The organism is Enterococcus sp. 2G9_DIV0600 (assembly GCF_002140615.1).
In the GTDB taxonomy this organism is placed as follows: Bacteria; Bacillota; Bacilli; order Lactobacillales; family Enterococcaceae; genus Enterococcus_D; species Enterococcus_D innesii.
The window spans coordinates 379,159-402,263 of sequence record NZ_NGLL01000002.1 but is presented as its reverse complement, the minus strand read 5'-3'; the positions used below and the strand labels follow the sequence as shown (position 1 = coordinate 402,263).

The 23,105-nt window shown below is 43.3% G+C and carries 25 protein-coding genes, 1 riboswitch and 1 other annotated feature; of the genes, 8 read left to right on the top strand and 17 right to left on the bottom strand.

The annotated features are described in order from the left end of the window. Nucleotides 1-38: 38 nt before the first annotated feature. From A5870_RS15500 to A5870_RS15475, 6 genes are all read right to left on the bottom strand, one after another. Nucleotides 39-719, bottom strand: a complete 681-nt coding sequence (locus tag A5870_RS15500) for a methionine ABC transporter permease (protein WP_010748680.1) — start codon at nt 717-719, stop codon at nt 39-41. Then, on the bottom strand, nt 720-1,796 hold the full coding sequence (locus A5870_RS15495) for a methionine ABC transporter ATP-binding protein (RefSeq protein ID WP_086293864.1): 1,077 nt from the start codon (nt 1,794-1,796) through the stop codon (nt 720-722). Nucleotides 1,797-2,155: 359 nt separating this feature from the next. Continuing rightward, nucleotides 2,156-2,394, bottom strand: a binding site (T-box leader). Nucleotides 2,395-2,447: 53 nt separating this feature from the next. Further along, the gene (locus A5870_RS15490) at nt 2,448-2,966 is read right to left on the bottom strand and encodes a cysteine hydrolase family protein (protein ID WP_086293862.1); all 519 of its coding nucleotides are present in this window, start codon (nt 2,964-2,966) and stop codon (nt 2,448-2,450) included. 11 nt (nt 2,967-2,977) lie between these two features. After that, nucleotides 2,978-3,502, bottom strand: a complete 525-nt coding sequence (locus tag A5870_RS15485; protein WP_086293860.1) for a transcription repressor NadR — start codon at nt 3,500-3,502, stop codon at nt 2,978-2,980. Then, on the bottom strand, nt 3,499-4,347 hold the full coding sequence (locus A5870_RS15480; protein WP_086293858.1) for a chorismate mutase: 849 nt from the start codon (nt 4,345-4,347) through the stop codon (nt 3,499-3,501). The genes A5870_RS15485 and A5870_RS15480 overlap by 4 nt, the downstream gene beginning before the upstream one ends. A 13-nt stretch (nt 4,348-4,360) precedes the next feature. Further along, nucleotides 4,361-5,053: an NAD-dependent protein deacylase gene (locus A5870_RS15475; RefSeq protein WP_086293856.1), complete on the bottom strand. Its 693-nt coding sequence runs from the start codon at nt 5,051-5,053 to the stop codon at nt 4,361-4,363. A gap of 157 nt (nt 5,054-5,210) precedes the next feature. Here A5870_RS15475 and A5870_RS15470 point away from each other — a divergent pair, with 157 nt between their 5' ends. Together A5870_RS15470 and A5870_RS15465 are read left to right on the top strand one after the other, a co-directional pair. Next, on the top strand, nt 5,211-5,879 hold the full coding sequence (locus tag A5870_RS15470) for a response regulator transcription factor (RefSeq protein WP_086293854.1): 669 nt from the start codon (nt 5,211-5,213) through the stop codon (nt 5,877-5,879). Nucleotides 5,880-5,893: 14 nt separating this feature from the next. Next, nucleotides 5,894-6,799, top strand: a complete 906-nt coding sequence (locus A5870_RS15465; RefSeq protein ID WP_086293852.1) for a sensor histidine kinase — start codon at nt 5,894-5,896, stop codon at nt 6,797-6,799. 73 nt (nt 6,800-6,872) lie between these two features. Here the strand turns inward: A5870_RS15465 and A5870_RS15460 are convergent, their stop codons facing one another. Beyond that, a complete protein-coding gene (locus tag A5870_RS15460; protein ID WP_086293850.1) occupies nt 6,873-7,634 on the bottom strand; it encodes an ABC transporter permease in 762 nt (253 codons plus the stop codon). 1 nt (nt 7,635) lies between these two features. After that, the gene (locus A5870_RS15455) at nt 7,636-8,553 is read right to left on the bottom strand and encodes an ABC transporter ATP-binding protein (protein WP_086293848.1); all 918 of its coding nucleotides are present in this window, start codon (nt 8,551-8,553) and stop codon (nt 7,636-7,638) included. A 317-nt stretch (nt 8,554-8,870) separates the two neighbouring features. Here A5870_RS15455 and A5870_RS15450 point away from each other — a divergent pair, with 317 nt between their 5' ends. The 6 genes from A5870_RS15450 to A5870_RS15420 all read left to right on the top strand — a co-directional run bounded on the left by A5870_RS15450 (nt 8,871) and on the right by A5870_RS15420 (nt 15,848). Continuing rightward, nucleotides 8,871-9,173: a hypothetical protein gene (locus A5870_RS15450; RefSeq protein ID WP_005227198.1), complete on the top strand. Its 303-nt coding sequence runs from the start codon at nt 8,871-8,873 to the stop codon at nt 9,171-9,173. 147 nt (nt 9,174-9,320) lie between these two features. Further along, nucleotides 9,321-9,494, top strand: a riboswitch (Lysine riboswitch). A 115-nt stretch (nt 9,495-9,609) separates the two neighbouring features. Further along, nucleotides 9,610-11,199 (top strand): ABC transporter permease subunit, encoded by a 1,590-nt coding sequence (locus A5870_RS15440; RefSeq protein ID WP_086293846.1) that lies wholly within the window; start codon nt 9,610-9,612, stop codon nt 11,197-11,199. 11 nt (nt 11,200-11,210) lie between these two features. Then, nucleotides 11,211-11,945, top strand: coding sequence for an amino acid ABC transporter ATP-binding protein (locus tag A5870_RS15435; RefSeq protein WP_005227196.1), 735 nt, complete (start codon nt 11,211-11,213; stop codon nt 11,943-11,945). A 205-nt stretch (nt 11,946-12,150) separates the two neighbouring features. Beyond that, complete coding sequence (brnQ, locus tag A5870_RS15430) at nt 12,151-13,503, top strand: branched-chain amino acid transport system II carrier protein (RefSeq protein WP_086293844.1); 1,353 nt, start codon at nt 12,151-12,153, stop codon at nt 13,501-13,503. Nucleotides 13,504-13,621: 118 nt separating this feature from the next. Next, nucleotides 13,622-15,127: a helix-turn-helix domain-containing protein gene (locus A5870_RS15425; protein WP_086293842.1), complete on the top strand. Its 1,506-nt coding sequence runs from the start codon at nt 13,622-13,624 to the stop codon at nt 15,125-15,127. Between the two features lie 361 nt (nt 15,128-15,488). After that, a complete protein-coding gene (locus A5870_RS15420; protein ID WP_086293840.1) occupies nt 15,489-15,848 on the top strand; it encodes an iron chaperone in 360 nt (119 codons plus the stop codon). Between the two features lie 64 nt (nt 15,849-15,912). On the opposite strand, the gene A5870_RS15415 is transcribed toward A5870_RS15420, so the two are convergent. From A5870_RS15415 to A5870_RS15375, 9 genes are all read right to left on the bottom strand, one after another. Further along, nucleotides 15,913-16,266, bottom strand: a complete 354-nt coding sequence (locus tag A5870_RS15415) for a hypothetical protein (RefSeq protein ID WP_086293838.1) — start codon at nt 16,264-16,266, stop codon at nt 15,913-15,915. A 106-nt stretch (nt 16,267-16,372) separates the two neighbouring features. Further along, nucleotides 16,373-16,831: a low molecular weight protein-tyrosine-phosphatase gene (locus A5870_RS15410; RefSeq protein WP_077453984.1), complete on the bottom strand. Its 459-nt coding sequence runs from the start codon at nt 16,829-16,831 to the stop codon at nt 16,373-16,375. A gap of 3 nt (nt 16,832-16,834) precedes the next feature. Then, nucleotides 16,835-17,404: a TetR/AcrR family transcriptional regulator gene (locus A5870_RS15405; RefSeq protein WP_077453985.1), complete on the bottom strand. Its 570-nt coding sequence runs from the start codon at nt 17,402-17,404 to the stop codon at nt 16,835-16,837. A 209-nt stretch (nt 17,405-17,613) separates the two neighbouring features. Next, nucleotides 17,614-19,074: a helix-turn-helix domain-containing protein gene (locus A5870_RS15400; protein WP_086293836.1), complete on the bottom strand. Its 1,461-nt coding sequence runs from the start codon at nt 19,072-19,074 to the stop codon at nt 17,614-17,616. Next, nucleotides 19,052-19,543, bottom strand: coding sequence for a hypothetical protein (locus tag A5870_RS15395; RefSeq protein WP_077453987.1), 492 nt, complete (start codon nt 19,541-19,543; stop codon nt 19,052-19,054). Before A5870_RS15395 ends, A5870_RS15400 begins: the two co-directional genes overlap by 23 nt. 43 nt (nt 19,544-19,586) lie before the next feature. Continuing rightward, nucleotides 19,587-20,381 carry a class A sortase gene (locus A5870_RS15390; RefSeq protein ID WP_086294022.1) on the bottom strand — a complete coding sequence of 265 codons (795 nt, stop codon included), beginning with the start codon at nt 20,379-20,381 and terminating at the stop codon, nt 19,587-19,589. Continuing rightward, the gene (locus A5870_RS15385; protein WP_086293835.1) at nt 20,371-21,453 is read right to left on the bottom strand and encodes a DUF916 and DUF3324 domain-containing protein; all 1,083 of its coding nucleotides are present in this window, start codon (nt 21,451-21,453) and stop codon (nt 20,371-20,373) included. The genes A5870_RS15390 and A5870_RS15385 overlap by 11 nt, the downstream gene beginning before the upstream one ends. A 67-nt stretch (nt 21,454-21,520) precedes the next feature. Further along, a complete protein-coding gene (locus A5870_RS15380; protein ID WP_086293833.1) occupies nt 21,521-22,261 on the bottom strand; it encodes a WxL domain-containing protein in 741 nt (246 codons plus the stop codon). A gap of 11 nt (nt 22,262-22,272) precedes the next feature. Beyond that, nucleotides 22,273-23,073, bottom strand: coding sequence for a WxL domain-containing protein (locus A5870_RS15375; RefSeq protein WP_086293831.1), 801 nt, complete (start codon nt 23,071-23,073; stop codon nt 22,273-22,275). Between the last annotated feature and the right edge of the window lie 32 nt (nt 23,074-23,105).

Sequence of the window (23,105 nt, the reverse complement as noted above, 5' to 3'; positions counted from 1 at the left end):
TAGACTTGCTTGTTTTTTTATTTGTACGTAAGTGGTGGTCAGTGTGATACTCGTTTAATGAGTAGGTTGCTGACAAATTGACTGATAAAAACGAATACTAAGATGATCAAGGTCGCCATGATCGTAACATCGGTCTGGAATCGGTTGTACCCGCGGGTGATGGCTAAGTTTCCTAAACCGCCAGCGCCGACTGCTCCTGCCATGGCGGTCAATCCGATCACATTGATCACGGTCAATGCAGAGACCCGAATAATTCCCGCCACGCCTTCTGGCAAATAGACCCGAAAAATGATACCGAAAGGACTGGTGCCCATCGCTTCAGCTGCCTCCACGACACCGGGGTCAACTTCTAGCAAGGCAATCTCGATCTGCCGAGCAAAGAAAGGAATGATCCCAGCAATCAGAGGAACCAATGCTGCTGTTTCGCCGATGGTCGTTCCGACAAGGAATCTGGTAAAGGTTCCTAGTAACGTCAATAAGATAATGAAAGGGATCGAGCGCACCACATTGATGACTTTATCGAGAAATTCAAAGAGCGGTCGATTTTCTAAAATCCCATTCGGTCGAGTCACTACCAAAACGATCCCTAACAAGATGCCTAAGATGCCCGCGATCAAAGAGGTCCAAAAAACCATATACAAGGTTTGGATCGTTGCTGTCACAAATTCATCTTGGATCGCAACAACATTGGGAAAATATCTTTCTAATAAGGCAGCCATCTAAAATCCTCCTTTAATTACATTGTTTAATGGTTCTGCATGATTTTCTTTTAAAATATTGGTGTAAACCCCTTGAGACTTCAAATATTCTAAGGCATGTTTACGCTGTTGGTATTCGCCGGATAAGCTAACGACTAAGCTGCCGATCGGCACTTCTTGCAAGATCTCCACGTTGCCGTAAAGAATATTGGTGGTCACTTTGTAGCGGCTGTACAATTGGGCGATCAGTGGTTCATTGGTTTGATCCCCCACATAGGACAGCTCCACCAGCCATTCGTTCGGTGCCAAGGAAGAAAATTTCGAACTGCCAAGGATCGTTTCTAAGGCTTGGTCGATGTGTGTCGCCGTTCGGATGAAATCTTTGGTCAAAGGTTTTTCTGGTTGGCTGAAAATCTGAACGCTTGAGCCTTGCTCGATGACTTCGCCGTCTTCCATCACTGCCACTTTGTTGCAGATTTCTTTGACGACCTGCATTTCATGGGTAATGATCACGATGGTCAAACCGAGAGTCCGATTTAATTTTTTCAACAAAGCCAATATCTGTAAGGTCGTTTTCGGATCAAGGGCGCTAGTTGCCTCATCACACAACAAGATCTCTGGATCATTTGCCAAAGCTCTGGCGATGGCGACCCGCTGTTTTTGTCCTCCAGATAGTTGGCTAGGAAACGCTTGGGCTTTTTCTTCCAATCCAACAAGCGCCAGCAGCTCGGTAACTTTTTGATGACGTTCCTGTTTGGACCGTCCCCCATATTTTAAGGAGAAATCCACGTTATCAAAAACATTGCGGCTGTCCATCAAGTTGAAGTGCTGAAAGATCATTCCGATCGTTTTCCGTTTTTCTCGCAGGGCTTTCGCAGAAAGCGTGGTCAGCTCGGTACCATTGACGACGACGCTGCCGCTACTTGGACGCTGCAATAAGTTGATCACACGGACGAGTGTACTTTTCCCGGCGCCTGAGTAACCCACGATGCCGTACACGTCCCCTTTGTCGATCTCGATCGATACGTTTTTGACCGCTTGGATCGCGGGTTTCTTTGGTTGATTGAATGTTACTGATATGTCTTTTAATGAAATCATCGTCTTCCCCCTAGTTCTTGTCTTTTTCAATAAAAAAAGGCATCCTCAAACAAGTCACCTGTGACTTGTTTGAGGACGCCTTTTTGCGTGTTACCACCTCAGTTTAAGCTGCACTCGCATACAGCTCCTTTTCGAGTACGATCATACTCTAGCCAGATAACGGTCGCTACCGTCGTCGCCTTGCAAACTACTGCTCGGAACGAATCACTCCTTGGCCATTTTCTAAAAGTCGTTTGATGCTTCTTTTCAGCTACCGAAGCTCTCTGTTGAAAAAACGTGCTTTTGTACTTACCAATTCTTCGTGTGTGGTGCTATTTGATTTTTGGTATAAAAAAAGTCCTTTTACCAGCATTTGCTAGTAAAAGGACGAATACTCGTGTTACCACCTTTTGTTTAGAAGGTTTCCCTTCCCTCAACCCAACGTCTAGCCGTGCTAGAGATTGGTGCACTTTGTAACGGTAGTGCGCATCCGTGATTGCCTACTTATCGACAATCAATCCTCCAAGGCCATTTTTCATCGCTTCTGACTTGACTCTTTCCACCAACCAGAGTCTCTCTTTAAAGTATCCGCGGTTACTTTCCTTCTCAACAGATTCATTATTCTTGTTGAGTTGTACTTTACTGGAAAATGAACGTCTTGTCAACAAAAAATCACAATTTTTTCATCTGAGGATTTGCCAAGACTTCCGCAAAGCGTCCTTGCCAGATCATTTCATACCAATCAATGATTTCAGCTGCTGATCGTCCTCGGCTTGGATACGTCGTTGTGGCTTGGGCATACACGACGTTTTGATAACCCAGACCATGCGCGAATTTGATCGTGCCATCAAGGCAATATTCCGTCTGAGCACCAGCAAATTCGATACTACGCACTTGGTTTGTCTGTAAGACCGCTTGTAGATCTGTTTGAAAAAAACTATTGGCGTGTTTTTTTCGAATCAAACGATCCGTTGGTTCATAGGCCAATGCTGGGTGCAGTTGCCATGCTTTGCTACCGTAGGGCAACGTCTCCTCTTCATGCTGAACAAAAATAACTGGTTTTTCTTCTTTACGATATCGTTGGATTCGTTGGTTGACGAACAGCAATAATTCCGACAAATGGTCAATTGTTTGGTCATTTGTTTGACAGACCCCATTTTGCAAGTCAATGATCAATAAGACATCTTGCATCACTTCACTCCTCAATTTTGGTAGAGCATGCTTTTTTCTGCTAACTGTTGTTTGGCTTTTTCCAGAGCCGCAGGATCGGTGTAGCGCAACGTATGCAAGTGTACCCCATTGGTTAAATCTGAGAGCAAGCGGGCTTCTGCATGTTTGGTTTTGTTGATGAAATCAGTCACGTCTTGGTCTGTTTGGATCTGCAAATTGCCAGTGATCTCTCCATAGATCTCATGCTCAACGATGACATCGACCACTTCCACACCACAAGCGACAAAGATGCGCAATTCTTCTTCCGTTTGTTCAGGTCGATGCTGCACCGCTAGCTTACTTACATGCCCTGCCTCATCCAACAGCGCTTGCAGACGATAGCCGCGAGCCGTAGCCACAATCGCTTCACCAGCTGCTCGCAATAAGGCAATGTCCCCAACGATGATTTGACGGCTGACTCCGAGGGATTCTGCCAGTTTGCTGGCACTGATCGCTTTGTCCGCTTGCTTCAATGCCGCTAAAATGTTTTCTCGACGTGTTGCTCCATCCATACTCATTCCTCCAATTGATTCTCTTGATAGGTTTTTGAGTGGTTCATAATTGATTGAAACATAGCCAAAATCGTTTCTTCGTAGGCTTGATTAGAAATTGCCTGCCGAATGTTTTCCAGCACTTTCTCTTCACGATTTTCATCTAATACCGGCAGTCGACTGCTTTTCTTCAATTGCACGATTTCGTTGACCGTGCTCATACGTTTTTCCAAAAGATGCGTGAGTTGCCAATCAATGTCATCGATCGCTGCCCGCTGAACAGCCAAAGGATCTTGCTGATTGTTTTCTTCTTCCAAGTCAATCGTCTTGATGACCCGTGCCGGATTTCCCGCCAGCACAACATTGTCTGGGAATGATTTTGTAACGACACTGCCAGCCCCCACCACGACATTGTTGCCTAAGCGGACCCCTGGCAAAATCGTGGCCGCACCACCGATCCATGCGTTATCGCCAATCACGATCGGGGCCCCTAATTCTAAGCCGCTGTTTCGTTTGACCGGATGTAATGGATGCGTCGCCGTAAACAACCGAACATTGGGTGCCAGCATACAGTTGTCGCCAAAGGTAATGGGACAAACATCTAATAGCACACAGTCGTAGTTAGCATAGAAGTTTTTGCCCACAGAAATATTGTAGCCATAATCAAAACGGACATTCGGTTCGATATAGATTCGACCAGTCACAGAGCCGAAAGTTTCTTTTAGTAACTGCTCTTTGATTTTTGTATCAGTTTCTTGGTTGATCAGGTTCATTTGTTCACGGGCATACTTTCGATCTGCCACCAATTCTGGATCTGGGGAAAAGTACAATTCGCCAGCAATCATTTTCTCTTTTTCGGTACGTTGTGTCATATCATAAACTCCTTCATTCAATTTTCTGGAAAAACGTTTCGGCTGCTGCGGTCAACATGCCATATTCATTCGGGATCGCCAATGGTTCCTTATTGATGACCAACACCTGCTGGCTGTAATCGACTAGCCCTGCAAAAGGATAGACTTGCAGCGAAGTCCCCACGACCACCGTCAGGTCGGCTTGAGCAACGGCTTGAATGGCTCCTTCAATGGTTTCATCCGTAAATCCTTCCCCATAAAGCACGATCGCTGGCCGGACCTGACCGCCACATCCTGCATGGTGCCAATCCTGCAAATACGCTTGCCAAGGTACCGGATTGCCGCATTTTCGGCAATAACAGTTGTACAAGGAGCCGTGAAAATCGATTCTTTGGTGACTGCCTGCTTTTTCATGCAAGCCATCGATGTTTTGCGAAACGACCCAGACGGTTTTCTTCGCTTGCAGCTCAGCCATTTTTTGATGAATGATATTAGGCTGTGCTTGGGGATGGTAGAGGTGCTTGACGAACTGATAAAATGTTTCCGGTTCGTTTTCTAAACAGTCATGGCTTAACAAATACTCGGGCTGGGCCACTCCTTGATAGACCCCTTTTAAGGAACGGTAATCAGGAATGCCCGATGGGGTCGAAACACCGGCACCCGTCAAAAAGGTCACCGATGATGCGGCGGTGACCGCTGCGATTGCTTGCTCAATAGATACCTTCATCGTTCTAACTTCCTTTATGGCTTTTCTCTTATTCTAACCGAAAAAGAACCGTTTTTGCGAAAAATCAGCCATTTTCTTTTTTTAAAGCAACTAATGCTTTTTCGTGCGGAATTGCTTATAATAAATGCAATAAATGCAAGGAGACTGGGAAAACCAAATGAAAATTTTGATTATCGAAGACAACAATGAGATCAGCGAAATGTTGGCTACTATTTTAGCAGCTGACTATACCGTCCAGCAAGCCTATTCAGGCACGGAAGGTCTGCTGCTTTTTCAGCAAGATGCTTTCGACTTGATTTTGCTAGATCGAATGCTCCCCGGTAAAGATGGGACACAAGTCTTGCAAGAAATTCGCCAAACCTCCACGGTCCCCGTCATTATCTTGACTGCCTTAGATGAACCAGCCGATGTTTCCACCCTTTTGCTGGCGGGTGCCAATGATTACTTGACCAAACCCTTCAATGTCGAAGAATTAAAAGCCCGCATCATTGTTCAGTTGCGAACAAATAAACAAACCCCTCCAGTTGCCAGCAGCCACTCGTATAAAAACATTCAACTGTTGCCTGACTCGTTTCAGCTGCAACGAGGAGAAGCAACGGTTCAGTTAAAGAAAAAGGAGTTTGAGATTTTTTCCCTGCTCTTAGCCAACCCCCAAAAAGTGTATACGAAAGAAATGCTCTATGAAGCGGTTTGGCAGGAACCTTATTACGGTGAAGAAAACACAATCAATGTCCATATCAGCCATTTACGCAGCAAAATCAAAACACTCGATCCAGATGAAGCGTATATCGATACTGTCTGGGGCATCGGCATCAAGCTAGCTTAAAAAGGAGGAACCCCATGCATCTACTTCAGTTTTTCGCTGCCTTGATCGTTGTTTTATTGATCGGTTACTGGCTATTCTTACTGTATGATCTGAAAAAGTACCACCAGCAATTAGCAAGAATCAGCGAAATCGAAACAAATCAAGAGATCCATTTGCAGACCCGCGTCCCCGCTTTAAAAGCGATCGCTTTGTTAAACAATCAGATACTTAGAAAAAATAAGCAGCAGCACTATCAAATGCTGCAAGAAAACCAGCAGTTGGAACAAGCCATTCAAAATATCTCTCACGACTTGCGCACACCTTTGACGGTCGCCAGCGGCTACACACAACTGCTGCAAGCCGATACGACCCTCACCCCGCAACAACTACAGCTGCTGGATAAAGTCAGCAGCAACCTAGAAAAAGTCGAAAATCATCTGGAACAGTTGTTGACCTATCAACGCCTCAAAGACAACCAACTGGCTTTGACCTTAGAAGAATTCGATCTTTCTCGTTTGTTGGAGGAGGAACTGCTCCAGTTCTATCCTTCTTTTGAGGAAAACCATTTATCACTGACAGTTGCGATCCAACCCAACATCATGATCATTTCGGATAAAAAAAGCTGGCAACGAATTTTCCAAAATGTCCTTGGCAATTTACTGGAACATGGCAGTGAGACCGGAGCGATCCGCTTGAATCAGCAAGGAGAGCGCATCGTTTTCCAACAGGAAAATCAGCTGAGATCACCGATCCAGCACCCAGAAAAATTGACCCACCGCTTTTATACGGAAGACCTTTCACGGCATAAACAGCAAGCTGGACTTGGTCTGTATATCATCGCGGCATTGACTAATGCATTAGACGGCAAGGTCCAATTGGATACAACCGAAGAGACGTTTCGTTTGACTTTGTTTTGGCAGCAGTCCGTTGAATCCTACTAACTAATGGCTATACACAAAAAACACCCAATCGCTCGACCTTCACTAGTCGATACGGTTGGGCGTTTTTCTGCTCTTACAATTCTTGTCTCTTAAACACCAGATGCGCAGCCAAAAGACAAAGCAGCAAACTGATCAGACTCCCAATAAAAATTGGTTGGACTGTTTCCCATGTTTGGAAAGTAGTCATGGTCACCATCTCTAACCCACCTTGAAAGTCCAAGTATTCTAAAAACTTCCAGTTGGGTAAGGAGATTCGGGCAATCGCAAAGGCCATCGGAATAAAAATCGTCGCCAATACGCTGACTGCTGTATTTTTGGTTAAATACAGAACTAGCACTGCAAAAGAGGACGTCGCTAATAAAATCAGTACAAAACTAACGAAATAATACAACAAGTTTTCTATCTGTGAAAGGTCATTATAACCAATCCCCCCAATAACCGTTCCCGCTACAAAGCTCACCACACAAATCGCGACGATCTGTAAGACCAGTACCAACGCATATACCAAGAATTTCCCAAAAAGATAAGCGGGTTTAGAAACACCGACGGTAATGATATTCTTCATGGTCCCTTTCGTGTACTCACTGCCTAAGACCTGCATCACCAATGGCAAGGAGTAATACAGCAACATGGAAGACAGACTGGTCTGGATCGCCAGAAAGCCAGTCATTTCTGTAAGGCCGCCTGATGTTTGGGTACTATCCCCAAGAGTGACCCCCACACTACCATTAGAAACAACGGATAAAATCACCAACAATAAAATAATTCCTTCTGTGATCCAAAAACTTTTACTTCTTGATAAACGATACAAATCGGCTCGAATAAAATTCAACATCTTACTTTCCCCCTTCACTTGTTACTAACTCTTTGAAATACGACTCTAGATTTTCCCCTTCAAAAGAAATCCGATCAATAGCGATCCCTTCATAAACCATCTGACGGACCAGGTCCCGAATCAACACATTCTCTTGATAAATATGAATTTTGTGGTCACTGACAACTTTATATTCGGAAATCAGCTGACTCTCTAGCAAGCGGCTAGCTGTGGCTACATCATCCACTTCTAATTGAATAAACCGTTTCGCCATCAGCTCGAATTCGTGTTTGGTCATCTCTTTGATCAGACGCCCCTCACTAATGACCCCAAAACGTGTAGCCACTAAGTACAATTCTTCTAAAATATGGCTGGAGATCAAAATCGTCATGCCGCGTTCCTGATTCAATCGTAAAAGCAGCTCCCGAAACTCAACGATTGCTACAGGATCCAAGCCATTGATCGGCTCATCTAATATCAGAAAATCCGGTTGGTTCAATAAAGCGATGGCTAAGCCGAGCTTTTGTTTCATTCCTAAAGAAAAATCACGGTATTTCTTGTTGCCGACATTGGTCAAACCAACAAACGACAGTGCCTTACTAACGGCATCAGGTTCCACCACCCCGCTGATTTTGCAATAATAGTTTAGATTTTGTTTAGCGGTCAATTGGTCGTAAGCGACTGGAGTCTCAATCACGTTGCCGACGCGTTTCAGCATCTGAGTGTACGCTTTGCCGCCTTCGACACCAAACAACTGCAGACTGCCACCAGTGGGTTGGATCAACTGAACGATTGCTTTTAATAAGGTCGTCTTCCCAGCACCATTTCTCCCCACCAATCCATAAATATCTCCTTTCGCGATCGTTAGATCGACATCATGCAGCGCCTGCTGTTTGCCGTAACGTTTGTTCAATCCTTTGATTGTTAGAACATTTTCCATTTTTACTTCCTCCTTGCTTGCTTCTGTGATCATTCTAGCAAGTAGATCTAAATCAGCTATTAACTAATTATTAATTGATTCTTAACTCGTAGTTTTCTGCAAAAAAGCAGTTTATTTCTATTATATACAGCTGAAAATGAACCGATCTAGAAAAATCATCCCTTTTTCAGCAAACCCACCAATAGCAAATGTAGCAGACGATCTTTTCATTACTGCTTTTACGCTTTGTTTTTTGCCTCACAAAGAAAGAGATTCCTTCATGACAAGGAACAAAAAACGTGGTAAACTAGTCACGAATCAAAGTGAGGTGAAATACATTGGTAGCAGCTATTATTTATTGGGCAATGATCATTATCAGTTTCGGTTGGTTGGCAGTCAGCTTATATTTCTCTATCTTCTATTTAGCACGTAAAGAAAATGGCAATCTATGGGCATTTGGCTTTTTAAATGTCATCACAGCAATCATTCAAGCCATCGTCCTTGTGGTGTACCGTACCTTAGGACAAGATTGGGGCGTTACACAATACTCAAGCCTCATCTATCTAGCACTTGGCTTATTGCTTGGTTTGACAGTCATCCAAGCTGTTTTAGGCCGTGAACCAAAAGCGAAAGTCGCTTAAGGGTTCCAATAGACACTCGTAAAAACGATCCGCTTTCTCTTTGATAAAAATAGGGAAATGGTCGTTTTTTTGTTAAAAAGAATTGACATTTGGGTGCTTTTCTTCTAAACTCTGAGAAGAATCAAATTAAATACGAGTACCCTTTAACATTTAGGTAGAGGTCGCGAGGTTCATTAATCCTGCTGAGTGAAGCAACACGTTTACAGCAGAGCTAGGGAACATCGCCGAAACAAGATCGGTTTTGCTTGCATCGATTTTGTTGGGCCGCAAATGAACAATTTGCGGACTGTCTTAGCTTGTCTAAGTTGCGCTATGTTTTGTGAAAGGTTTGTCGACGATGACTTGTCAACAGCCGTTTTCCAATCATGGAGTACGGCTGTTTTTTTGCTTTTTCATCCTTACCTGCTTGTCCAACTCGTGAAAGGAAAGAGAAAAAATGAAAAAAAATAATTGGATCTGGGCGGTCTTCGCCCTCTGTCTAACCCTCATTCAGCTGCCCTTAACTGTGCAAGCGGATGACCAAACACCAGCAGAACAATTCCGTGTCGGCATGGAGGCGGGTTATGCGCCATTTAACTGGACGCAAACGACGGACGCAAATGGTGCCGTGCCAATTTCTGGGGAAGAAGGCTCAGCATTTGCCGGCGGTTACGATGTCCAGATCGCCAAACGAATCGCTGAAGGCTTAGGCAAGGAATTAGTAATCGTTAAAACCCAATGGGACGGCCTGCCGCCAGCTTTACAAGCGGGGACTATTGATGCCGTGATCGCCGGGATGTCACCAACTGCCGAACGTCGCGAGCAAATCGATTTTACCGATCCTTACTATGAATCAGATTTGGTGGTAGTGGTTCGTAAAGATGGCGAGTACGCAGATGCCAAAAGCCTCGCTGATCTTGCTGGAGCGAAAATCACTGCTCAGCTGAATACTTTCCATTATACCGTCATTGATCAAATCCCTGAGGTCCAAAAAGAACAAGCCATGCGAGACTTCTCCTCCATGCGCGTTGCTTTAGCTTCGGGAATCATTGATGGCTACGTCAGTGAACGACCAGAAGGCGTCACTGCCGTCGGTGCAAATCCTGATTTGAAGATGGTCGAGTTCGATGAAGGGGCCGGTTTTGAAACCAATCCAGAAGACGTCCAAGTAGCAGTTGGGATGCGCAAAGGCGATCCGGATGTTGAAAAAGTCAATGAGATCCTTGCAGGAATCTCTGAAGAAGAACGGGTTTCCCTGATGGATCAAGCAGTCTTGGATCAGCCTGCAGATGCCAGCGGAGAAACAGCGGATCAAGGTCTGATCGCTGATTTCAAAAAAATCATTGATGATTACGGCATGCTCTTTTTGCGAGGTGCTGGCTTGACCTTATTCATCGCGATCCTTTCAACGATCATCGGATTGATCATTGGTCTCTTAGTCGGTATCTTCCGGACATTGCCGCTTTCAGAAAATCCAGTAGGACGTTTCCTCCAACAGATCGTTAATGGCTTACTAACCATCTATATCGAAGTTTTCCGCGGGACCCCAATGATGGTTCAAGCAATGGTTATTTTCTACGGAACCGCTTTGGCTTTTGGCGTCTCAATGAATCGCACGCTGGCAGCCGTGCTGATTGTTTCTATCAATACCGGTGCCTACATGTCTGAGATCGTTCGTGGTGGGATCTTTGCTGTAGATGATGGTCAATTTGAAGCAGCTCAAGCCATCGGTATGACCCATTGGCAAACCATGATCAAAGTCGTGTTGCCGCAAGTGATGCGCAACATTTTACCTGCTACCGGGAATGAGATCATTATCAATATCAAAGATACTGCCGTCTTAAGTGTTATCAGTGTTGCGGACCTCTTTTTCCAAGGTACATCAGCCGCTGGAACGAACTTCCAATACTTCCAAACATTTGCGATCATCGGTGTGATCTACTTAGTCTTGACCATCAGTGCTACCCAGATCTTGCGCTTTGTTGAACGCAAAATGGATGGTCCCAGTGCGTATGTCAAATTAGAAGACATCAACCCGAACGAATAAGGAGGAAGAACATGTCAGCAATCATTGAAATTGACCATTTAAAAAAGAGTTTTGGCGACAACGAAGTCTTAAAAGACATCAGTTTGTCTGTTAATAAAGGAGAAGTTGTCACGATCATCGGTTCTTCTGGTTCAGGAAAATCCACACTTCTTCGCTGCATCAACTTATTAGAAAAACCAACCAGTGGACAAATCATCTACTTAGGTGAAAATGTGCTAGAAAAAGGCTATGACTTGCCGAAATACCGGACACATCTAGGGATGGTTTTCCAATCCTTTAACTTGTTCAACAATATGAATGTATTAGAAAACTGCGTGACTGGACAAGTCACTGTTTTAAAACGCGATCGCAAAGAAGCGGAAGCGACTGCCAAAGAAAATCTGGAGCAAGTCGGTATGGCTCAATATGCCAATGCCAAGCCTTCCCAGCTTTCAGGTGGACAAAAACAACGGGTAGCCATTGCTCGTGCTTTATCGATGAATCCAGACGTCATGTTGTTTGATGAGCCGACTTCTGCATTGGATCCAGAAATGGTCGGTGAAGTACTGAAGACCATGAATACCTTAGCCCATACTGGCTTGACGATGGTGATTGTTACCCACGAAATGGGCTTTGCCAAAGAAGTATCTGATCGGGTCATCTTTATGGATCAAGGCGTCATTGCCGAGCAAGGAACACCAGAAGATATCTTTATTCATCCAAAAGAGCAGCGCACCAAAGAATTCCTTTCCCGTGTGTTGAATTAATTCTCTGTCTTGAAGCACTTAGTGTTCTTCTTCCGAGCTTTTTATCCTTTTTTCAGTAAGCTTGGAAGAATTCAATGCTAAGTGTTTTTTTATTACGGGAAACAGAATCGTCAGAATTTACCAAAAAATAACAAAAAAACATTGCTATTTGTCGGAAAATTTGTTATTTTTTTTAAAAACTAAGGAATTATAGGAGCTTTCACTTATGGAAAAAAAGTTACAGTTTAAGGATTATATGTATGTTGGATCAATGCTTTTCGGCCTGTTCTTTGGTGCCGGAAATCTAATCTTCCCCGTTCACATGGGACAAGAAGCTGGTGCGAATGTCGGCTTAGCCAATCTTGGATTTTTAGTGACCGGAATCGGCTTGCCGTTTTTAGGAGTAATCGCCATTGGGGTATCCCAAAGTAGCGGAGTTTTTGAATTAGCTTCTCGGATCAATCGACGCTATGCAATGATATTTACGATTTTGCTTTACTTAGTGATTGGGCCTTTCTTTGCTCTGCCCCGTTTGGCCACTACTTCTTATGAGATCGGGATCGCTCCCCACGTTTCATCAGACATGCAAACTTGGTTATTGGCGTTGTTCTCTGCCCTATTTTTTGGAGCTGCCTGGTGGTTTTCACGTAAACCGAGCAAAATTCTTGATTATGTCGGGAAGTTTTTAAATCCCTTGTTTCTGGTCTTACTAGGTGTTCTGCTATTTTTCGCCTTTTGGCAACCCCTAGGAACGATCAGCGATGCGCCGATCTATCCTAGCTATCAAAACGATGCCTTCTTCACTGGTTTCACCAATGGTTACAATACCCTTGATGCATTGGCATCCTTAGCATTTGGGATCATCATCGTCTCAACGATTCGCAATATGGGGGTTGAGAAACCTACGACAGTCGCAAAAGACACGATCCTTTCCGGCTCTGTCAGTATCGTGTTGATGGGGATCATCTATACCTTACTTTCTTATATGGGAACCAAAAGTTTAGGCCAGTTTCCCATCAGCGAAAACGGTGGGATCGCTTTGGCACAAATCGCCAACCACTACCTTGGCACCATCGGCAGTCTGTTATTGGCATTGATCGTCATCTCTGCCTGCTTAAAAACCGCCATCGGTTTGATCACGGCCTTTTCTGAGACCTTTGCTGGGTTGTTTCCAAAACAAAGCTACGGTTTCTTTATCGCATTGACAAGTATCTTACCAGCGATCTTCGCCAACGTTGGCTTGACCAATATCATTGAATTCTCCATTCCAGTCTTGATGTTTATCTATCCACTGGCGATCACCTTGATTTTGTTGGCGATCATCAGTCCATTATTTAACCATCGCGCCAGTGTCTATCGAATGACGACGTATTTCACGTTGATCGCTGCAATCATCGACGGCTTAAATGCAAGTCCCGCACTGATTACCAACAACGCTTTCGTGCAAGGAATCTTGTCTTTTGCGTCAGATTATCTGCCCTTCTTCCAAATCGGGATGGGTTGGGTCGTACCAGCGGCGATCGGATTTTTGATTGGTTTGCTATGGTCATGGTTCAAAAAAGATCCTGTTTCGGCCTAAATTAGTTAAAAAGACGAAAATAACCTACCTTTTTTTAAAAGGTAGGCTATTTTTTTGATTAAAAAGACTGACAGTTTCGTAAAAAAAAGATACAATAGAGCCACAAAGGAGGATACCTATGTTTTATGAAGAACTTATGATGGACCCGCAAACATTAATTAAATTTAAAATATTCCGGCGTATGCTAACTCTGCAAAATCCTAGCCACCCAATCGCACAATTGGCAAAGGAAATGGAGTTGAGCTACCAACAAGCTTTTATCGAGTTGACTGAGATCGACCAAGATCTAGCTGAGTTGACTCCGGATCATATGTCGATACTCGGTCGTGGCGGTAAATTACAGCCTCAGAATATCGCGGTAACGATCGATGAATACCGCTTCTATTTATTGAATAAAAGCGTTCCGTTCTTATATGTTCTTTACATGCTGAATGAAGACAATCCAACGATCACGGATTTTTGTGCAAAATACGATGTCAGTCGTTCAACGGTGTCTCGCAAATTTGAACATCTAAAAAAACATTTGAAACAATTCCAGCTTCGCTTTACTTACACTGAATCAAATTTAGTAGGCGATGAGCGTCTTGTGCGGCTCTCCTTATTCAACATTATTTGGTTAGGTACCCGTGGCATTGAATGGCCTTTTGCGATCGCGGAAAGCGAAGCAGAAAAAGTAGTGGATCGTTTCACGGAATACTTCCCAATGACTCACTCTTATCTTGGTCGACTAGAGTTGAAGTATTTTGCTGCCCTGATCCTTTTACGAATAAAAAAAGAAAATTTTGCCAAATACGACAAACGGTACAATTTCTTGATGAAAAATAATCCATACTTCGATTTTGAGCGTTTGACGCAAGTCGTTGATCCTGAAGTTTCAATGACGGACAAACAACTGAAAGGTGAATCTGGCTTTATTTATTTGATGGCGCAAATCTTCCCATTCTATTTAAGTCCGGAAGAAGAAGCCTTACAACAAACGATCCATTTCTTCTCAAACAAACAAAATCCGGTCTATCCGCTTGTGGCAGACCTTTTAGCAGAAATGAAAGCAACATTTTTTGCTTCACAACCTGGCCTGTTAGACGAGCCATTAGTTGTAGGGAATTTGATTAATGTGACCTTTGGCAACTATGTTTTTCGTCAGCCATTTCCTAACATCTATCGCTTGCTGACACCATCGATCAATCGCGGATCTGCTGAAGAACAGTTACAACAAAAAATCGACGATTTCTTGACCAGCTACCGTGAAGAATCAGCAGTAGATTATATCAATGATGAAAATCAAGAGCAGATGGCAACGATGTATACTCATGCCCTCTTGCCATTTTATGATCAAATCCGTTACTCGAATCGTCTACGGGTTGGGGTTGCCTTAGAAGATAATTTCTTAGTCGTTCAAGGTTTAAATCAATTCTTGCATGACTTGACCTTCGTAGCAGCAGAGCCTTATGATCTGAATCATCAAGAAAATTATGATGTTATCGTTAGTTCCAACCAATTGATGAAAAAGCTTAAACCAGAAAAAATGAGTTATATTTGGGATTATGCGGCAGATGATCGGCAATACATTGATTTGTACCGTACCTTAAAAAATCGTTTTGATGAAAAGAATCTTTCCTTGTAATCAAACCGTTACGGTTTCTTAAGAACTTCCGAAAAGATTTGTCACAGAATATTCATATTTATCTCGTATACTCTATGTATACCAACAAACAACCCTAACTAACACTTTTTCATTTTTAACTCCTTCCCGTCGGCCACCCACCGACGGGTCTTTTTTTGGGGTATTTTCTTAGGTAGTAAACTTAAACACTTTCCAATCTTTTCTCCACAAAAAATTCATATTTGGGCAGTATAGTATACATAACCCAACAAACAACCCTAACTAACACTTTTCATTTTTACTCCTTGCCTGTCAGCCACCCACTGACAGGCTCCTTTTTTTCCTACGGAGTTTACCGTATACTAAAGGCAGGAGGTGTCCCATGACAAAAGACATTACGACAGTTGACCAATACATTGCAGCAGCTCCAGCAGAACGACAAGTGATTTTAAGAACTGTCCGCCAAACGATTAAAGCTGTCTTGCCAGAAGCGGTTGAAAAAATCAGTTACCAAATGCCCACCTATCATCAGGAAGAAACTATCGTGCATTTTGCCTGTGCCAAACAGCATCTCGGCTTTTATCCTACGCCTTCTGCGATCACGTCCTTCCAAGAGGCTCTACAACCCTACAAGACTAGTAAAGGTGCGGTCCAGTTCCCTTTTGCGCAACCGATCCCTTATGAACTGATCGCTATGATGACTGCTTGGCGACTCGCTGAAGTCAAAAACAAGCACGCTTAATTAGCAATTAAAAAAACCGCTATGTCTAATGACCCAGCGGTTTTTTTGCTATGCATAGGCCTGATTACAAGCCGGGTTTTGTATTCAAGGTGCTGACTTTTAGCACATGATTCAGGGGAATAATTCGCAGCTGCTGACGGTCACTTTGTAATTTCAAGACAACTTGTTCTTTTGCTACCGTTTTACCGACGATCCACCCGGTAACGGTTTCAAAACCACCCAATTTCTCTGTCTTTACTTGCAACACCACCAGATGCTTCGCAGTAGCTGCTTCTTGCAGCGTTCGCTGGATTTCTTTCACTTTTTCAGACTGATTCTTCTTGTCAGCATCATCACTGAAAAAGGTATCTAGCAAGGTTGTGGATGTCATCACAATGAGTTTACCCAACTGTTTAATGGGCGATGGTTTCTTTTCCATTGGACATTCCTTTCTGCGCGTTACAGCAGTTTATAAAACCACACATACGTTCGCATTTCATAATCCTATTTTAGCAAATTTTTGATAAAATACAAGCGAACACGTCTTATTTCTCCGAAGAAATACTCTCTAGCCAATAAGGAATTCCTTCTTGTAGCAGTTGGTAGGTCTCTTCAAAATCCCCTGTATAATAAGGATCTGGCACTTCCTCAGTCTCTTTGCCGGGAACGACACTCATATACGAACGGATCTTGGCTGTCGTATTGGCTGGTGCCAGCCCATGCAGGTTTTCAACATTGCTCTCATCCATGCCAATGATCCAATCAAATTTTGTAAAATCTGCCTCTGTGATCTGGCGGGAGATAAGACCTTCGCTTGATAACCCCACTTGACGGAGCTTTTTCTGAGTTCCTGGATGAGCTGAGTGTCCGACTTCCCAAGAGCTAGTCGCTGCCGAATCGATCTGCCAATCCAATTTGCGTTTTGCTATTTCTGCTCTATAAATGGCTTCTGCCATGGGGGAACGGCAGATATTACCTAAACAAACAAATAAAACTTTCGTCATCGCTCACTGCTCCTCTTTTTCATAGATTTGGTGGCCAAAAAATTCTACATCCTTCGCCAAACGAAACAATTGCGTTGCAATCTCTAATGGCGTCTCTGGAAAGTCGTTGTGAATCCAATTTTCCAAAATGCCTCCGCAGCCGTAGGAAAAGAACCGGCTATAAAATAGAATGTCTTGTTTCGTCAATTGCTGCTCTTGATCAACCTCCAAGAACAAGCGCTGAAAAAGCGGTTCTGTGATCTGTAAAAAACCGTTCATTAAGATCTCGCGGTCATAAGCCAGTGATTTGCGGTAAAAGGCCGGCGCTTGTTTCATTGCTTTCAGCATGCGTAAGGCGGCCTCTTCCCAATTATCAAGGGCGACATCTTCAGTCGTCAAAAAAATCAGCGCATCTTGCCGATAGATCCATTGGATCAAGGCTTTCTTATCAGGAAAATGATAGTAAAACGTCTGCCGATTGACCTGCGCTTTTTCGGCGATCTCCTGCACGCTGATCTTATTCACTTCTTTGGTCTCACAAAGGGTGATCAATGTCTGGCCAATCACAGCCTTCGTTTGTTTCCCATCCATCATAGGGCACCTCTTTTTCTTCTCTTTCTATCATACCAAATTTTCTAGCAAAAAAAAATCCTATCAAATGTTCCTTTTTCACAACCAATAAGTGATACATTACAAAGAAGACCGATTCATGATTGTTCTTTTGGCAATGTGATTCTCTGCAAAAAAAACGCCTGCCTCCTTGAGAGGACAGACGACGCTTTATTATTAAAACGGCGAGATGCTCATTGTGCCGTTTTGTTTTGAAACTGTTCCCTGCGGATCGCGCTGACTTTTTCTGTGAAATTGGCCCAATCAATAGGTCTAGGAGGGGCCAACCATAAGATATGGTCGATTCCTAAGGCACCATAAAAGGGGAGGTTTGAAAGAATCAAATGCGTATGATCATCTGGGTAACTCTGGAATTGCACATTCAAATCGAGAATTTTTTCGATATTCTTTTGGATCATCTGATTATAAGAATCACCAAAAGAAAAATCAACGCAGACATACAAGGGAACCAAAATCTCTTTTAAAGGAATCGTAGAAACTAATAAAATCAGGTATCTGAAAAACAAAAATTCCTTGTTGTTCCATAAGATTGGGCGATTGCGGTTTTCTTCTAAATAGTTGCGACAAAAGGCTGCATATTCGGGGTACGTCTCAAGAAAATACGTCACATCCATATATTGGTATTCATAGCGGGAACTAAAGGAAAACGATAAGAGCTGGTAATGGATCGTGGTCGTCTCGGTCTGAAGGAGTGTCAATGTTTCAGCCGTTAATGAGAACTGCTGTTGGACCGATTGAATAAAATCCGTGTTTAATTGCTGAATATAGGTTTGTTCTTGATCAATGTAACTGTTATTGTCGATCAACCACCCTTCAACGATCAAAAAGCGTAAAATATCCCGTGCCTCACATTCTAGCACTTCTTGATCTGTGATGGCTAAAATCTCTTGTAACCAGCTTTTCAACTCATCAATAATCACCAAGTGCTTCGGCATGATCAGATCATTTTCTAGCGTATTTTGCATGTAATGCCCTTTATCCATGCGGGACAAAATAATGCCTAAATAGTGTTTCTTGCGAATTCGCATGCGAGCAGACTGTTTGTGATTAAGCCAATTACTCTCATTGAATCGCGCAAAAGATTTTTCTTTTTCGAGGATCTCTTTTGGAAAGGGAGAATGATCCAAATAATATTCCTTCATAAAAAAGAGAAAAATAAATTCTCTGATTTCACTTTCCTCCCCCACCAGCTGAAACTCTTTCGTCACATCAATGTCGTATTCCTTCAAAATCAGTTTAAACTGTTTAAATTCTTTATAGACAGGATTGTGACTCAAATAATGATTGGTGGCAAATTCATATAGCGAAGACAATTGTTCAAAAAAACATTCTTTCAACATGGAAAATTTTAACGCTTGATCCAAATAATAAGTCAATAGCGTATCGGAAGTTGCCAGCCCGGACGCATTGAGTTTAATGACCGTCCCATCGGTCACGATCTCAAATTCCTCATTCAACCCTAGTTCATAAAAATCAAGATTCAATTCTTGAACGGTTTTGTTGATTAGAAATTCCGACATGGTCAATTGATCCATCAAGGTTTCTTTCGTTTCAGAAAGAGCGATGGCGTTTTCCAAATATTGTAACAGGACCAATTTTCGTTTGTCCGCTTTATTCAAAAATGTCACAAACATGCGTTTTCAAGCCTCCATTATTTTTTTGGCCATAAAGAACGTTTCCTGAAAATAAATAGCAGAGACTGGCAAGATACGAAGGTTTATCATCCCCATCGCCATCCGTATTATTTCCTGGGAGTGCTACATCCACTTTTAAACTATCCGATACGAAAACATCTTCTAGCATGACTCGTTGTCCAAAGTGTTTCTGTTTGTCCAAAAAATTACTTTCTGGAGATATGGATTGCTCCTGCTCTTTCTTCGGAACCGTTTCCGGTTCAGGAGCTGGTTGCTCTTCTGGTTCTTTTTTTTCAGCAGGTGGTTCATTCACTTTTTCTGGTACTTCTTCCGGAGGATCTGTCGGAACGATTTCTTCTGAGGGGTCCAGCGGATTATAGATGGTGGCAAAAACGACTTGTTCTGTAACAAGATCGATCAATCCAATAAACATGCAGGCACCAATGACAAAGCCAAATCTGCGTTTCATTTCTTCACCTTCCTTATCATCCGCGCACTTTCTGATGATCTTTCTATGACGCTGAACGTTCCAACAGTTTGTGAACGCTTAGCAGGCATCCACTAATTATAAATAAAATAACAAATAAAAGAAACCAATTTTTTTTAGATTGTTGTTTCCATTGCTTTTCTTGTTTTTCAATCATCCCATCCGATGATTGTGGCGTACTGCTCGACGATTTTTGCGACTGCTGGGCAGTTGTCTGCTCAACAGGAATCGCTGTCAGCACTAAACGTTCGTCCGTTCGCGTTGGTGTTGGACAAGTGATCAAGGTCAGCCTTGGCCCTTGGTCATCCGCTAAAACCGACAAGTCTGTTTCCTCCACGATTTTTTTATCGATGATGATATACTGTTGATTTTCCTCGAGATAGCTCACTGACACTTCCATCCCCACCTGTGCTTCTAGCAATTGACCAAATAACAAACTTTGTCTACCGAGATGATGCCCTAAAACGACAAAATTGCTATTTTTTAACAAACGCTGAGGAAACATCACGACACCGCCTTTCAGCAGCTGCTGATTGGTTATCCCCACCAATAGCGGCTGCTGGAACTCGATCGCTTCAATTGCAACAAAGCCGTACCCGGTGATCGTTGCTGGCTGTGGCGCTAAGACGTCCCCTAGAGTCGGTATCTGAATGGTTTCTTCTTCTGGAATCGTTGTCGGCAGCTGGGTCGCTATCGTCAATTCGCTTGTGCGTAATTGCCAACTGACGATGCTTTCTTTTAAAAAAGGAAGTGCCAACAAGAGGATACCTGCGATGATCAAGCCATCGATCAAGTATTTCTCAAGGTGCTCACGCTTCATCCGTTTCATTTTTTTTCTTTCGTCGGTACCATAAAAGCAGCAAGAAGGCGAGCAATAACAACAGACCGCCGATCAAGAAGTAAAGCCACGTGTAATCTGTTTCGATCGTCACATCTTTCTTGTTCAGATCACGTGCGACATCGCCAGTCACTGTGAATTCTTTCTCAAAGGTCCACTTATAAAGATAGCTTTCTTCTTCGCCTTCTTCATTTTCAACTTTGTATTGTCCTTCTTCACTTTTCCCACCATAGGCAACGGAAGTCAACACGTAGGTCCCGGCTTCTAAACGTTGTCCTTCTAATGAGATTGGGTACGAGAAGTTGGAATTAGGTGCCATTTGCATCCGGGAAGTATCCGAAGAATACAAAACATCGCTATCGCCTTTTTTCTTCACTTCATTGATCAGGCGTAATGAATTCAAGTACGCTGCTTCAGGATTTTGAAGGGTGACATTGATGGTGTTACGAGAATTGACTTGTCCCGGTCCAACATCTAGTAGTTTCAGATCCGGCGCAACTTCTGCTGTATTTTGACGCAATAAAATCGCAACGACATAGGCATACTCGTTCTTGATGGCTAAGCCTTGGTCTTCTTCACTGTCAGCCGTAGCATTTTCCTCTGTCGTTTCTTTTAAGGTCAAGCCACCTGCGATGACTCCTTCAAAGGATTCCGAAGGCATAGTGATCTTTAAAGGCAAGGTGATCTGGGATTGTTTCGGGATCGTGATTTCTTTCTCCACTTCAATCAAGTCAGCCATATCATAAGGCAATGTTTCATCTGCTTCGATGTCGTTTTCGCCATATTCCACGACTCCATTTAGGTTTGTGGTAGCTGAAGCGATCACTGGTGCGATGACTACCTCTTGATCGGTATCATTACGCAATTGGACTTCCACAGTTTGGACCGTCCCCGGTGCCATTTTCAAGTCAAAATAAGTCTTTTCTTTATCGATTTGGTTCTCTGGAATCACTGGATTGACGGCAAAATTAAATTCAGAAGCGGTTCCTATAGTTGGTACGAAAAAGAAAATACTCGCGAATAGGAGCGCCAAAAGCTGGTTGATTTTTTTCATGATGGATGTCCCTTCTTTCTATGTATTCTCCTTGAACCTCGAAAGGGTTCAAGGAGAAAGCTGGTACTTATGGGTTGGTTGGTGTGTCTGTTAGTAACCAAGTAAACGTGGTGTTGTATTGGCTGGCATATTTCGTCGTTGAGCCTGGAACTTCCAACTCAATACTATCCATGGCTGCGGCTAAACTATCGCCCCAACTCATTAGATAGGTTCCTGCTCCTTCACCATCTTGGGCACTCATCACTAAGGATTGGGCACCGTTTGGATTCAATGTGATCGTTGTGCTCACATTTGATGGTTTTGGTGACAATGACGGTGTTACCACAGTTCCCTTTGTCAAACGAATTTGCGCAGCAGTCAATTCTTGGTCTTCCGCTGTTTTGAACTGGCCATTTTGGCGAACATTCAATGTCCAACCGCTCTCTGTTCCCCGATTGTCTGTTACTTGGACGAAGTTGGGGCCTTCTTGATTTTCATTTGCTGAATCCACGTATTTTTGGGTTTCCGCATGATAGACCTCTGTTTTCGAGGTGATTTTTTGTGTGCCAAAGTAAAGGCTTGAAGCAAAATCAATCGATAGCGGTCCGTTGGTTCCCGGATTTGGTCCATCTGGGTCTGTTGGATCAACTGGTTTGATTGGATTTTCTGGATCTGGATCCGTTGGGCTGATTGGATTGGTTGGATCCGTATTTGGTTCAAAGGTGATTTGTCCATTTGAGTTGTATTCTGCACTGTCTGCTGCTTGTGCCAGCACTGGTACTGCTAGGCTTAAGCCTAATACTGAGAGAAATGCTAGTGTCTTTTTCATATCTATACTCCTTATCCTTCCGTTCCTGGTGTATCTGATAATACCCAAGTTAGTGTAGTCGTGTAGCTAACGGCATCTTTTGGTGTGCTGCCGGGTACAGAAAGTGCGACCGCTTTGGTAACATCTGCTTGTACTTCTTGGCCATCTTTATCTATTTCAGTGACCGTTTCAACGCTTCCCCAAGCATTGACCCATGTTCCAGCCCCCGTTTGATTTGCTGCAGTCATCACCACTGATTCAGCACCTGCTGCATCCAATGTGATCGTTGCTTCCGCCACAGGAGCTGTGACACCCACCGCATTGGATCTAACTGTCGGACTTGTTAGGGTGATGACAGAACCTGTCAATTCTTGATTCAACGTTGACTCATTTTTGAACTGCCCCTTTTGTTTCACAGACAACCGCCAACCGGCATTACTACCGCGATTATCTGTAACTTGGACATAATTGGCAGTTTTTAATGTAGAAGCTGTGTCATCGTCATTCAAGTATCCTTGTGCTCGTGCATAATAGACTTCGTTTTTATTTGAGATTTTATTGACACCAAAATCTAAGCTAGAGGCATAATCGATCGATAATGGACCATTCGTTCCAGGGTTTGGTCCATCGGGATCGGTTGGATCCACAGGATTGACCGGATTTTCTGGATCTGGATTTTCTGGATTGACTGGGTTCGTCGGATCAGTATTCGGAATAAAATCAACCGCCCCATTTGATGTGTAAGAAGCAGCTTCAGCTGCTGAAACCTCGGTTGCTGCACTCGCTGCTGCCAATACGGCAAGACTTACAAAGACCCACGCTGTTTTTTTCATTAATATATAACACTCCTTTTATTTTAAAGATC